This window comes from Novosphingobium sp. BL-S-34 (genome assembly GCF_056857015.1).
In genome coordinates, this window is record NZ_JBXEPV010000003.1 from 295,747 (window position 1) to 309,116 (window position 13,370).

The 13,370-nt window shown below is 62.5% G+C and carries 8 protein-coding genes; 3 read left to right on the plus strand and 5 right to left on the minus strand.

What is annotated here, in order from left to right:
- Window positions 1–86: 86 nt before the first annotated feature.
- Together AC1VV3_RS24185 and AC1VV3_RS24190 are read right to left on the minus strand one after the other, a co-directional pair.
- Complete coding sequence (locus tag AC1VV3_RS24185; protein WP_482963570.1) at window positions 87–1,112, minus strand: amidohydrolase family protein; 1,026 nt, start codon at window positions 1,110–1,112, stop codon at window positions 87–89.
- A gap of 192 nt (window positions 1,113–1,304) precedes the next feature.
- Window positions 1,305–2,294 (minus strand): ABC transporter substrate-binding protein, encoded by a 990-nt coding sequence (locus tag AC1VV3_RS24190; protein WP_482963571.1) that lies wholly within the window; start codon window positions 2,292–2,294, stop codon window positions 1,305–1,307.
- A gap of 452 nt (window positions 2,295–2,746) precedes the next feature.
- On the opposite strand from AC1VV3_RS24190, the gene AC1VV3_RS24195 reads away from it, so the two are divergent.
- Window positions 2,747–3,991 (plus strand): LysR family transcriptional regulator, encoded by a 1,245-nt coding sequence (locus AC1VV3_RS24195; RefSeq protein WP_482963572.1) that lies wholly within the window; start codon window positions 2,747–2,749, stop codon window positions 3,989–3,991.
- 84 nt (window positions 3,992–4,075) lie between these two features.
- Here the strand turns inward: AC1VV3_RS24195 and AC1VV3_RS24200 are convergent, their stop codons facing one another.
- The gene (locus AC1VV3_RS24200; protein WP_482963573.1) at window positions 4,076–5,947 is read right to left on the minus strand and encodes a hypothetical protein; all 1,872 of its coding nucleotides are present in this window, start codon (window positions 5,945–5,947) and stop codon (window positions 4,076–4,078) included.
- A 327-nt stretch (window positions 5,948–6,274) separates the two neighbouring features.
- On the opposite strand from AC1VV3_RS24200, the gene AC1VV3_RS24205 reads away from it, so the two are divergent.
- Window positions 6,275–8,554, plus strand: a complete 2,280-nt coding sequence (locus AC1VV3_RS24205) for a TonB-dependent receptor (protein ID WP_482963574.1) — start codon at window positions 6,275–6,277, stop codon at window positions 8,552–8,554.
- 36 nt (window positions 8,555–8,590) lie between these two features.
- On the opposite strand, the gene AC1VV3_RS24210 is transcribed toward AC1VV3_RS24205, so the two are convergent.
- Window positions 8,591–8,959, minus strand: coding sequence for a glutathione S-transferase N-terminal domain-containing protein (locus AC1VV3_RS24210; RefSeq protein ID WP_482963575.1), 369 nt, complete (start codon window positions 8,957–8,959; stop codon window positions 8,591–8,593).
- A gap of 11 nt (window positions 8,960–8,970) precedes the next feature.
- Window positions 8,971–10,116, minus strand: a complete 1,146-nt coding sequence (locus AC1VV3_RS24215) for a lactonase family protein (RefSeq protein WP_482963576.1) — start codon at window positions 10,114–10,116, stop codon at window positions 8,971–8,973.
- A gap of 298 nt (window positions 10,117–10,414) precedes the next feature.
- Here AC1VV3_RS24215 and AC1VV3_RS24220 point away from each other — a divergent pair, with 298 nt between their 5' ends.
- Window positions 10,415–13,279: a TonB-dependent receptor domain-containing protein gene (locus AC1VV3_RS24220; RefSeq protein WP_482963577.1), complete on the plus strand. Its 2,865-nt coding sequence runs from the start codon at window positions 10,415–10,417 to the stop codon at window positions 13,277–13,279.
- The last annotated feature ends 91 nt before the right edge of the window (window positions 13,280–13,370 follow it).

Below are 13,370 nucleotides of genomic sequence, written 5' to 3' on the forward strand. Positions count from 1 at the left end.
GCGAGGCCCGAAGAACAAGCGGGATCCCCACGTGCGCGGGGATGACGGAATTTATGGTAGCAAGGGCAGCGGTCGGGTCAGAGCCCTTAAAGCCCCTTGGCCTTCAGCCGCGCGTCGAGGCGCGGATAGACCTTGCGGGCATTGCCTTCGTAGATCGCGAAACGGTCATTATCCGACAGCGCGTCACAAGCATCGACGTAGCGCTTGGTGTCGTCGAAGTAATGCCCGGTGTTCGGATCGGTGCCACGCACCGCGCCGATCATTTCCGAGCCGAACAGCACGTTCGACGTCGGCACCACCTTGGTCAGCAGCTCCACGCCGGGATGGTGATAGACGCAAGTGTCGAAGTAGATGTTGTCCAGCAACCCTTCCAGCGGGCGGTCCATCATCTCCAGCGACATGCCGCGATACCGGCCCCAGTGGTATGGAACCGCGCCGCCGCCATGCGGGATGACCAGGCGCAGCGTCGGAAAGTCCTTGAACAGATCGCTCTGCAGGATCTGCATGAACACCGAGGTATCGGCGTTCAGGTAATGCGCGCCGGTGCCGTGGAAGTTCGGATTACACGACGCGGCCACGTGGACCATGCCTGGCACGTCCAGATCGCACATAGCCTCGAACAGCGGATACCATTCCTTGTCGGTGAAAGGCTTGCCGGTCCAATAGCCGCCGGTGGTATCTGGGTTCACGTTCACGCCCACGAAGCCCAGTTCCTCCACCACGCGGCGAAGCTCGGGAATCGAGTTCTTCGGCAGCGCACCGGGGCTCTGCGGCAGCATGGCCACCGGCACGAAGTTATCCGGATACATCTCGGTAACGCGGTAGACGAGGTCGTTGGAGACGCTCGCCCACTCAAGGCTGGTGCGCTCGTTGCCGAGGTGATGGCTCATTAGGCCGGCGATCGGCGAGAACAAGGTGAGGTCGCTGCCGCGCTCCTGCTGGAGCTTGAGCTGGCCGCCCTCGATCCCTTCGCGGATCTGGTCGTCGCTGACATGCGCATCGGCGACGAGCGGCGCGTTCGCCACATCGTCCGCCGCCGCGACTTGCGCGCTGCGCCATTCGCGGAAATGCTTGGGGACCGTCGTGAAGTGACCGTGACAGTCGATAATCATGGGATTCTCCGTGGAATTTTATGGCTGACGGACAGGGTCAGTCGAAATTAAGCAAGTTCGCTCGCCAACCTAACCCGGTCGCCCGCGCGAAGCCGGGGTCCCGCTTCCTGTTTGTATCCCGGCGCAACGCCGGAAGAACAAGCGGGGCTCCGCCTGCGCGGGGACGACGAGGGTGCTATTTCAGCGTCGGACTCAAACGCGCACCGGCGCCTTGGCCGGATCGACGAACAGTTCTTCCATCGTCATCCGGCGCGGCGTCAGGCCCTGCTTGAAGGCGGTCTGCTCCAGCGCTTCGATCGTCGCGCGGTTTTCCTCGATGCCATAGGGCAGCGGATCGGCGCCGACGATCTCCTGAAGCGCGCGGTACTTGTCCGCACCCTTGCCGGTCGCCTCGCCCGAGTTAAGCTTGGCCAACCATTCGTCCTTGGCGCGGGTGAAGGCGTCGTTCAGCGAACGCGCGATCCACGGGTGCTCCGCAAGGATCTCGTCCTTGACGACGATGGTACCGTGCATCGGATAGACGCCGGTGCGGGCATAGTATTCCGCCTCGGCCTCGGCCGCATCCGGGATCAGGTCGACATACATGCTGGTGTCGACTTCCTGCCAGCCGCCGGTCGGCGCACCGGTGCGGCCGATGCCGGCGGCAGCCTCGACGCCGGCCTGGATCTGGTCGCTGGCCATCATGTCCGCCAGCGACACGCCTTCGGGGGTGTGCTGCACGTTGGCGGGGAGCTGGAGCTGGGTCACGTGCTCCTCGTCATCGACGATCCAGGTGACCTTGTCGTTATCCATGCCGTATTCGTCGATGAAGACCTGGCGGATCCACACGCCGGTGGTCACGGAATAGGCGCGCACGCCGACTTTCTTGCCTTCCAGATCCTTCGGGTGGCGGATGCCCGAATCCGGCTTCACGAGCATGCCGCCGTGGTGGAAGCGGCGCACCACGAAGATCGGCAGGCCGACGAAGGGCGCGCCATAGGCGCGGGCAATGATGTAGGTGGTGGGCGCCAGTTCGCAGACGTCGAATTCGACATCGCGGACCATGCGGCGGAAGGCGCCGATCTGCGGCTTCACCGTCACGAATTCGGCGTCCACGCCCTCGATCTCAATGCTGCCGTCGCGGATCGCGGCAGTGTGCGGATGGTCGGCAATCGCCAACTTCAGGCGGACTTTCTGGCTCAAGGTCGCTCTCCTCGGGAATGAGTAAAGACGGCTATCGGCGTTTGCTGCAACGTCCGATGCCGGTTGCCCCCCGAAAAGCGCCCAGCCCGGTTCCAAGTCAACGCGGCCCCCTCCCGAACCGGTCGGCGCGAGCACACAATTTATAGAGGCTAACCTCTTGGCACCGGGGCCATGTGATAGAATTTGCGCCGCCCGGCATATAAATCCAGCGCCGGGCGTAATAGGTTCGCTGACAGGACTGTCGCAGGATGATGCGGTGCGGACTCCGCCATCATCCAAATGATCCGCAACGCAAGAGGCTGTTTTGCAACACTTCTTGTCAGTATATCCGGCGTTCGGACGTGAGCCACCCCTCCTCTTCTGTCGCAACCGCGAAGGCCGGGGTGATAGCTGCACCCATTGCAGCTCTGATAAATTTCGCGCTAGGTCCGCAGTGGAGAGAGGATCAAAACATGACGCAAACGAGTCACAAGACCTCGGGCCACGAACGCGCCCAGAGCCTGAGCTTTCGCCAGCTTCGCCTGTTCGAGGCCATCGGCGATCTCAAGTCCGTGCGCCGCGCATCGGAAGCATGCAGCCTGTCGCAGCCTGCCGTCACCCAAGCCCTTGCCAAGATGGAAGCGCAGCTTGGCGCCACGCTGGTCGACCGGCGCGCCAGCGGCAGCTACCTCAACGAATTCGGCATGGTGTTTCATGCCCGCGTGAAGCGTTTCTTCGAACAGACCGAGCGCGCCGTGATCGAGATCGGCGCCGCCGTGAATGCCGACGGCGCCCGCGCCATCGTCAACCGCCTCACCCGCTCGCAACTGCGCACCCTGGTGGGCGTGATGGAGCACGGCTCTTTCGAGCAGGCGAGCGATTGCTTCGACATTTCCGCCGCATCGCTCCAGCGCGCCGCGCGCGACTTGCAGGGCAACTTGCGGGTCTCTCTGTTCTACCGCACGGCAGCAGGCATGCTCGTCAGCCCGCAAGGCATGAAGCTGGGCCTGATGGTCAAGCTGGCGCTGCAAGAGATCGAATGGGGCGTGCGGGAGATCGACTCCGCGCTGGACGGCACCGCGACGCCGGTGGTGATCGGCGCCATGCCCTTTGGGGGCAGCGTGCTGTTGGCCTCGGTGCTCGATCGCTTCCTCGAACGCCACCCCAGCGCCGACATCCGCATCATGAACGAAAGCGCGGTGGAGATGACCAAGTGCCTGCGCGGCGGCGAAGTGGACTTCGTTGTCGGCCTGCTGCCGGCGGAAACCCCGGCCGAACTTGTTTGCGAGCCGCTGATCGAAACGCCTTATGCCGTCGTCGCCAGGCAAGGCCATCCGCTCACCCGCGCGGGCAAGGTCACGGTGGAGGAGCTCATGGCCTACGACTGGATCACCGGCACGGCAGGCTCCAGCCGCCGTGCCTGCTTCGACCGGATTTTCGAGGGTACCAAAGGACCGCAGACCCACGTTGCCACTTGCGCCCTGCCCGTCATCCGCCACCTGCTCAAAGGGAGTGATCGCCTGACGCTGATGACCTCCTACGAGATCAGCTTCGAGAAAGGCCTGCGAAGCCTGCACTGCGGACCGATTGAGCCGGTCCCCGCCATCGGCATCACGACGCGCGCCGAGTGGATGCCGACACCGGTGCAATCCGCCTTCATCGAGGTGATCCGCACGCACGTCTGCGCGCCGCCGCCGCTGCTTCGACAAGCTGGCTGAACCAGACCCTTGCTTGACGAAAAACGGGGAGGATGCCGAGGCGGCATCTTCCCCGAAGGTTGTCCCGTCAGGGGAGAGAGCGGGTCAGAGCAAGGATTTGTCGATATAGAGCGGCATCGAATCCTCCCATTTGCTGTCGGTCAGCAGGCGCTTGTTGCGGCCATCGGCATCCATCACGTAGATCTGACCATATTGCTGGAAGGTGTTGTCGTAGAGTGCCGCCTCGTCGCGGAACCCGTGCTCGGACCCCGACCACATGACGCGGCCATCCGGCGCCCAGACGGCGTGACCATCGCTCTGCTTGCCAGTGGTTAGTTCCTTGTAGTCGCTGCCATCCGGCCGGATAGTGGCGACCTGGAACGTCGTGCCGTCGACCTTGCGTGTAAAAACAATGCGTTCGCCGTCGGGCGACCAGCCCGGCAGGTTGTCCAGCTCGCGCGTGAGGACCCGGACCTGCTGCGTTTCCAGGTTCAGGATACGGAGGCCACGCTCTCCGTCTTGGCCCCAAACCCGGAAGACGAGTTCCTTGCCATCTGCCGAGAAGCTGGGGAAGCCCGAATGAACGCTGCCGTCGGTCAGAGTTTCCAGTCCCGTGCCGTCCTTGCGCACCCGCACCACCACGGCCTTCGAGTGAGACCGCTCGCCGAACCAGGTGCCGACGCCGAACGCGAGCCATTCGCCATCGGGCGACCAGCAGGGCTGGAACGCCCCGGCCAGCCCCTTCCTGACCATCTCCGGATCGAGCCCGGATTTTGTATTGTCGAACACCACGCGCCGTTCGGTTCCGTTCGGGCGGCAAGTGACGATGGAGGAAGAGCCAGTCTGCTTCTCGGTGAAGGCCATGATGCCCTGACGCGAGAGGATCGGGAAAACGTCCATGAAACGGTAGTCGTAGGCCGGGTCCCAACTGAACAGAGGCTTGTCGAGCTTGCGCACCGGGCGGAACGCCTGCACCTCGTAGATCACCGATTTGCCGTCCGCCGTCCAGAACGGCGCCCGCAGGCCCTGTCTCTTGAAGCCGAGCCGACCGGAAGTATAGGCGATGCCCTCGTCCTGGCCGCCCTTCACGACATAGCCGATCTCGTCGGCGTCGATCCAGTGCGGCGAGACCTTCAGCCCCGGTGAATCGGTGTGCTCGATCCTGTCGCCCGTCTCGACGTCGACCGAGACGATCTGCGAGGTCACGCGGCCGATCCATTCGGGACGGCGCGCGCCCCAAGTCGCCTCGGTGGAGAGTTCGTAGAAGGCGATGCGCTTGCCGTCGGGCGACCAGGTGGGCGATCCCTGGCACCACTCCTTGCGCGCGGAAACTTTCGCAAAGCCGGTCCCGTCCGGACGGATCCGATAAATGGCCAGTTCCTGGGTATGTTCCCAACCGTGCCCCTCATCATGCCCGCGCCAACTGGTGTTTTGATCCGACGAGAAGGCGATCCACTTGCCATCAGGTGACCAGGCGGGTCGGAAGTAGGTGTCGGGACTATCGGCCGCACCCTTCACTTCGCCGATACCGGTCAGCTGCTTCAGCTTGCCGGTATCGATGTTCATCAGCCAGATATTCGCCCTGTAGCCGTTGCGTGTCGAAACAAAGGCCAGCCACTTGCCATCCGGCGACAGGGCGGCGGCATCGTCCACGCTCGGTCCTCCGGCGATCGCCCTGACGCCGGTGCCGTCCCCGCTCGCCGTGAACAGGCTGGAGTTGCCATCGCCCAGTCGCTCCGAGGTGAACACCATGCGGGCGCCGTTGCGCGACAGCGCGACGTTGTAGTCGTAGGCGCTCTCGGCCAACACCTTGCGTTCTCCGCTACCGTCTGTGGCGGCGACGTAAAGCTCCGAAACCGAAGGGGCGATGCGGTTCATCATCATCACGCCCTTTTTTGCCGGAACCGGCTTGGCGATCCCGATCTGACTGATGAGGACGGATGCGGGGACGGCCGCCAGGAAATCTCTACGCTTCACTTCACTCTCTCCCCGCCAACCCGGTTCGCGTTTTTGGACAAGTTGCTTTCCCGGTACGGCCCCTTGCAGAGCCGTTTCCTGTGCAGACACTCGTGTTAGGCGACGCTTCGGTTCATTGCATCAGCGCCGTCGCCGAAATTATCGGCGCAGGTCGAGTGCCTATATCCGCAGGTTCCGCTTCCCGGACTACATCGAGGCCATACCGCAATTGCGCCCTGTGCGCCGGTCAGACCGGCACGCCGGTTCTCGGCATCATGAGGCAGGGCGGCGATTGATCGGGGGGGAAATTGTCCGATCCAATAAGGGTCGGAACCTGGGAGGAAAACCGTGAAGCATATCTCGAGATCGCTATTCGTTTCGCTGCGCCAAGCGCTTCTATCGGGCGCCGCTTTCGCCGCCTGCGCGCCGCACACTGTCGCAGCGCAGTCGGCGGGGCAGCAGACCGCCGATGCGGGCGGGGTGGAGGAGATCATCGTCACGGCCCAGAAGCGCGACGAATCCGCCCAAGACGTGCCTATCGCCATTACCGCACTCGGCGGCGAGCAGCTGAAGAGCGCCGGCGTGACCAGCACCCTGGACCTCAAGGCGGCCGTGCCCGCCCTCAATATCACCACAGGCACGGGCGGCATCGGACTCCCCCGCATCCGCGGCATCGGCGCCACCGGCCAGGGACCGGGCATCGAGAACCCGGTCGCGGTCTATGTCGACGGCGTCTATTACGGCGCTTCGTTCGGTATCCTCCAGAACTTCTTCGACACCGACCAGGTGACAGTGCTCAAGGGCCCGCAGGGCACCTTGTTCGGGCGGAACGCCACCGGCGGCCTGATCCAGATGTCGACTCTCGGCCCCGATTTCGACTGGAACGGCCAAGCGGAGATTGGCTACGGCAACTACGATACGGTCCATTCGGCTGCCTATGTCTCGGGTGGGCTGACCGATACCGTCGCGATCAGTCTCTCGGGTCAATACGACAACCAGCAGGACGGCTACGGCAAAAACCTGTTCACGGGCAACGACATCCAGACCAGCAGGTCGTGGGCTGGGCGCGCCAAGCTGCTCTGGAAGCCCAGCGAACTCACCAAAGTAACGCTCTCCGGCGACTTCAACGGTCGCAATGCCGCAGCGCCGGCCTTCCGCAACTTCACCACCAATGCCCTTGGCCAGAATGTGCCGGCGCAGATCGAGGCACTCGGCGGCGATCCACATCGCGACATCCTGGCGGACGTCGATCCCAACATGACAACACGGGCCTGGGGCACCAGCCTGCATGTCGAGCAGGACCTTGGCGGCGTTTCGTTCAAGAGCATTACCGCCTACCGCCATTCCGAATTCAATTACAACTTCGATCCAGACGGCACGACCGTGAAGCGCATCGTCGTAGACAACCATCTCTACGACAAACAGTTTACCCAAGAAATCAACCTCGTCTCCGAAGGTGACGGCCCGTTCAAATGGGTGCTGGGCGGCTTCTACATGCACGGTAACGCCGGTAACGATGGATCGCGCACCACCGGCCTCTTCACTTTCGGCAACAACGGCTATGTCGACGATTACAATTCGATCAAGCTGGACAGCTATGCCGGCTTCGCGGAAGGAACCTACAGCTTCGGCGAGAGCACGCACCTGATCGCCGGCATCCGCTACACCAGCGACAAGCGCAACCTCTCGGCCTACGACGTGTCGCTCAACGGCAATGTGCCTCCGGCCGGACTGACGACAACCAGCGACACGGTCAACGAAGGCAAGACGTTCAGCAAAGTCACCTGGCGCCTTTCGCTCGACCACCGCTTTTCGCCCGAACTGCTTGCCTATGCCAGCTATAACCGCGGCTTCCGGTCGGGCACTTTCATCACCCAATCCGATCCTATCGTCCTGCTCCAGCCGGAAATCGTCGACGCATACGAGTTGGGCCTGAAATCCGACTTGTTCGGCCGCCGCGTGCGCTTCAACGTGTCCGGCTATTTCTATGACGAAAAGAACATCCAGGTGATGCAGGTAATCTCGGGTGCACAAACCGTCTACAATGCCGACGGCGCGCATATCTACGGCATCGATGCCGACCTTACGTGGCGAGTGACCAACGATTTCCGCCTGTTCGGTGGCTTCAACTGGACTCATGCACGCTATACAGACTTCGATACGGCCGTGATCACCACGCCTTATCCACTGCCGACCGGCTTCACGATCCCGGTGGGCCAGACCTGCCTTGGCACCAATGGCAGCCCATATGCCCAGTTGGGCGGCAATTGCCTGCTGATCGGGGACGCCTCGGGCAACCGCCTTCAAAACACGCCCACTTTCACCGCCTCAGTGGGCGGTGCCTACGACTTGCGGACCGGTATCGGCAAATTCACCCTTGCCGGCAATTTCTACCACAACTCCGGCTTCGTCGGTTCGCCGGATGAGCGCGTAAAGCAGAAGTCGTACGAGACGCTGGATGCCTCGCTGACATGGCGACCCGCAAGCGAAAATCTCTTCGTGCGCCTCTGGGGCAAGAACCTGACCGATACGTTCTACTGGAGCCAAATCGGAGCCACCAACAGCGGCGACAACGGCACTTATGCAGCACCGCGCACTTACGGGGTAACGGCAGGCTTCGAGTTTTGAGGAACGGAGGGGGGACCGGCACGGTCCCCCCTCACGTCAGGCATCCTGCTTCAGAGCAGTCAATTGCCGGCGGGTTTCCATGTATTTCGGCAGCACGCCTTGTGCATAGGCGGCGAAGATCGGCAGCCCTTCGACGTCCACCCCTGCCACCGCCGCGTAATGGGCGATGATAGCGTCGGAATCCTTCATGAAGCGTCCCGGCTCATATTGGACGGCCGGAAAAGTGACCTTGTCGAAATGAGCCGCAAGGTCAGCGCGGATCGCAGCTTCCGCATCGTCTCCCTGGGTGAAGATGCGCTGATCGAACCGCTCCAGCAAGCCGGCTTCCAACAGGAATATCCGCAGCTTGAGACAGTGGGGACAAGTGGACTTGAGATAGAGGACAGGTCGGAATGCTTCGATCATGGCAGGTCCTTTCAACGGTCCGTAAACGACACTGAGGTCGGTTTGCCAAGCTCCAGTCGATTGCCGGTTGCCTTCAGACGACCACTGGACCTGTTCACCGCGAAACTCGCTAGGTTCCCCGATCCCTGATTGGCCACCACCAGCCATTTGCCGCTGCCGCTAAGTGCGAACCCCCAAGGCACTTTCCCGCCGCAATCGATACTCTGCACCAGGGCGAGCGCACCGCTACGCGCTATCGCATAGACCTGGATGCGATCCGCCGCACGGTTGCCGGCGTAGAGGAAGCGCCCGTCGCGGGAAACCGCCAGTTCGGAGCCGCTGGGCGGGCCGCTGTAACCGGCATTATCGAGGGGCTTTCGCGACAGTTCCGTCAGTTTGCCCTTACCCGGCTCCCAGCCATAACTGAAGATCATGCCCGTTATCTCGGCCATGAGGAACGCGAGGCGTCCATCCGGCGCGAAGACAATATGCCGAGGTCCCGATCCCGCCGGGAGTTGGACGAAGGGGGCATCGGCAGGCTCCAGCTGGCGTGGTCCAGGCTGGACCCGATAGACGAAAACCCTGTCAGCACCGAGATCAGGGGACAGAAGATAGCGCCCGGAAGGATCCAGCGTCACGCCGTGCGCATGCGGACCTTTCTGCCGGCGGTTCGGCCCGGTGCCGCTATGTGCGGCGATGCTTGTCGGTGCTGTGGCCAGCCTCCCGTCGTTGCCGACGGAGATCGCCGCGACTTGCCCAGTGCCGTAATTGGCCACGAACAGGGTTTCACCCGCAGCACTCAGGGCCAGGTGCGTCGGTCCCCCGCCGCCTGATGCGCCTTGTCCGTTCGCTCGCAACATGCCCGTTTCCTGGTCGTAGGAGAAAGCGAAGACGGCGCCGTCGCTTTTGCCGTCGTTGCCCACCTCGCTCACCGCGAACATGCGCCGATGCGCCGGATCGGCCAGGACCCAGGTCGGCTTGTCGACTTGCGCCATCACGCCGAGCGACTTGAGGGACCCGTTCGCGGCATCGAGCCGGATCGCGACCACCCCCTCGCCCGGCCCGCTCGCCTGGGTGCCGACATAAGCCAAAGTCTGCGCGACCGGCCCCGACTCCAACTGACAGCCGGAGAGCAATAGCCCTGCAATTCCAGGGACCAACAAAGACTTTGGTTTCATGGCGCCTCTCTCCGAATGCAAACTGTTTGAATCGCCAAAGGTAAACCACCACCGGAACCGTGGACAGGATCGTACTCTCGAAACCTATCGGAGGGCGCTCGATTCATAGCGCCTGAGGAAAGGCCTGCGGCCGATTTAACAAGCCAGAGTTACAATTCTATAATGCTGATCTTATTCGGCGCCGACCAAAACTGATATCCGCAGACATCCTGGACCATGCGATCAGCGTCTCGAACGTTCGGGACGGAACGACGCGCTGCAAGGGCGCGCGCCGCGAACGATATCGGGAAGGAATATGATGAACACCAGAATCCTGACGTGCGGCCTGCTGGTAGGCGTGAGCACCCTGGGCCTGGCAATGCCTGCTCTCGCACAATCGGGCGCCGCTTCGGAAGGCATTTCCGCAGAAGTCGAACCCGCGTCGGAACCGGCCGCTCCCTCCGCTGCCGACATCATCGTCACCGGTTCACGCGTATTACGCAACGGTTCGGCCAGCCCCACGCCGCTGACCACGGTAACCACTGACGCGCTTATGGCGGCTGCGCCTTCAGGCTCGATTTCGGACGCGCTGAACAACCTCCCGGTCTTCTCCGGCTCCCGCAATTCCTTCAGTAACCCAGGTTCCAATGCCACGGGTGTGCAAGGCGGTAACGGCGCGGCCAACGTCCTCAACTTGCGCAACCTTGGCGCCTATCGCACGCTGGTGCTGTTCGACGGCCATCGCATTCCGCCTACGCTCTACAACTCCACCGTCGATGTCGACCTTATCCCTCAGGAACTGATCCAACGCGTGGATGTGGTAACCGGCGGTGTTTCGGCCGTCTACGGGTCGGACGCGGTCTCGGGCGTCGTGAACTATGTGCTTAACCGCAAATTCAACGGATTCCAGGCCCATGCCGAAGCGGGTATCTCGCAGCGCGGCGACGCCGCCAACCGGGATTTCGGCGGCGCCCTGGGCTTCGACGTCGGTTCCCGCGGGCATTTCGAGGCAAGCGTCCAGCACCGCGAGAATGACGGCATCCTGAACCGCGCCACGGCGCGAAACTGGGACAATCTGGCTGCATTGCAGGGCGCTGGGACGGCCGCCAATCCCTATACGCTCGCCACGAATGTCCGCCTGAGTAACTATGCCTTCGGCGGCTACATCACGTCCAAGGGCGCATTTTCCGGCCAGCAGTTCGCGTCCGACGGCGTAATCGGCGCTTTCGACAGGGGTACTGCGACAGGGTCGTCCTGTTGCCAGATCGGCGGCGACGGCGCCTACCAGAACAGTTCGATGATCTCCCCCTTCCAGGGCACCCAGATTTTCGGCCGCTTCGACTATGATCTGACCGACGATGTTCATGTCTATGTCCAGGGCGCGGCGAACCTGAAGAAGAATACCTCCTACACCGGATGGAATCAGCTTCAGGGCCTAACCTTCAGCGCCACCAACGCCTACCTTGCGCAAGACTATCAGGATGCCTTCGCGGCGGCAGGCCAGTCGACTTTCACGATGAACGAGATCTGGAACGGGGCGCCGCGTATCCAGGCTATGTCAAAGACCCGGCAAATTTACCTGAATGCCGGGATTGAAGGCAAACTGGGCGCCTTCGACTGGAACGGCACTTACACCCATGGCACCTCGCGCCTGAAGACCACGATCAGCAACCTGCCCAATGCCCAGCGCCTTGCCGCCGCGCTCGATGCCGTCACCGATCCGGCGACCGGCCAGATCGTCTGTCAGGCCAGCCTGATCAATCCGTCTGCTTATGGCGGCTGCGTGCCGCTCAGCCTGTTCGGCCCGACCGCCAGCAGTGACGCCGCGCTGGACTATGTGCTGGGCAGCGTGGGCTTCCTCACGCACACGAAGATGGATGCGGCCGACGCCTCGATCAGCGGCCCGGTGTTCGACAACTGGGCGGGCCCGGTTAACGTCGCACTTTCGGGAGAATGGCGCAGGATCTCGTTCGACGCCGCCAGCACCACTTCACCCACCGACTATGCCGACTGCACGGGTCTGCGCTACAATTGCACCTCTACCACGACGCTTTATCCCACGACCTTCCCGAACAGCGACACCGTCTCGCAAAGCGTGAAGGAAGCCGCGATCGAGGTGGAATTCCCACTGTTGCAGGACGTCGCCTTCGCCAAGTCGCTCGCGCTGAACGGCGCCGCCCGTTATACCGACTACAGCACAAGCGGCCACTACACGACGTGGAAGCTCGGCGGCGTGTGGGAAGTGAACGATGACCTGAAGTTCCGCGGCACACTCTCCCGAGACATCCGCGCGCCCACGCTCTACGACCTGTTCCAGCCGGAAACGGTGGTCACCGGGTCCTTCGTGGACACGTCCACCGGGGCGACCGTCTACGTGCCGTCCATCAACAACGGCAACACCGCTCTGAAGTCCGAAGTGGGGCATACCTATACGTTCGGCGGCGTCTACAAGCCCCATTTCGTGCCGGGCCTTACCCTTACGGTCGATTACTATCACACAGTCGTCGACGACGCGATCACCACTGTTCAGGGCTTCAACGCCGCGATCCAGAACGCCTGCTACTCCAGCAATGGAACCTCGCCTTATTGCTCGCTGATCCAGCGTGACGCAGCGGGCAACGTAACCGCCTTCTATATCCAGCCGCAGAATATCGCCAAAGTCCGCACTTGGGGTATCGACGGAGAACTGGACTACAACACGTCGCTGGCCGGCCGGTCGCTCGGCCTGCGACTCCTGGTGAACTATCAGCCGCACATCTATTATGATCAGCCGGGGGTTGCCACGATCGATCAGGGCGGCGCGGGCTGGGGCCAGAACGGACTTATGCCAAGCCCAAGCGTGCAACTGGCCGGCTTCCTCAGCTATCAGGTGACGGACGGCGTGAAACTCGACCTTTTCGAGCACTATCGCAACAAGTTCCGCCGCAGCGGCGTGGCCACGCAGGTGTTCACGGACCCTTACGTCAAGAGCTATGCCACGACCAACCTGACGCTGACTTTCGACACCGGCTCCGCCTGGAAGATCGCCGACAGCTCATTGTACTTCAGCGTCTCCAACCTCTTCGATGCCAAACCACCGCTCAGCGGCTACTACAGCGGAACCACTTCGGCGGGACAGTCCTACGAATTCTCCGACGACCCCACCGGCAGAGCGTTCGTGATCGGGTTCAAGGTCAAGGGTTGAGACCTGCCCGCGCAGGCGAACAGGAGGCGATCATTCGCGCTATCTCGAACATAAAGGCCGCCCTCGGCGGGGCACTCATCCTGCTGGCGTG

Excerpts from the sequence above, each read along its gene's own strand:
- AC1VV3_RS24195 (WP_482963572.1), top strand. The coding sequence starts at position 2,747 with ATGACGCAAACGAGTCACAAGACCTCGGGCCACGAACGCGCCCAGAGC.
- AC1VV3_RS24215 (WP_482963576.1), bottom strand. The coding sequence starts at position 10,116 with ATGAAACCAAAGTCTTTGTTGGTCCCTGGAATTGCAGGGCTATTGCTC.
- AC1VV3_RS24210 (WP_482963575.1), bottom strand. The coding sequence starts at position 8,959 with ATGATCGAAGCATTCCGACCTGTCCTCTATCTCAAGTCCACTTGTCCC.
- AC1VV3_RS24220 (WP_482963577.1), top strand. The coding sequence starts at position 10,415 with ATGAACACCAGAATCCTGACGTGCGGCCTGCTGGTAGGCGTGAGCACC.
- AC1VV3_RS24185 (WP_482963570.1), bottom strand. The coding sequence starts at position 1,112 with ATGATTATCGACTGTCACGGTCACTTCACGACGGTCCCCAAGCATTTC.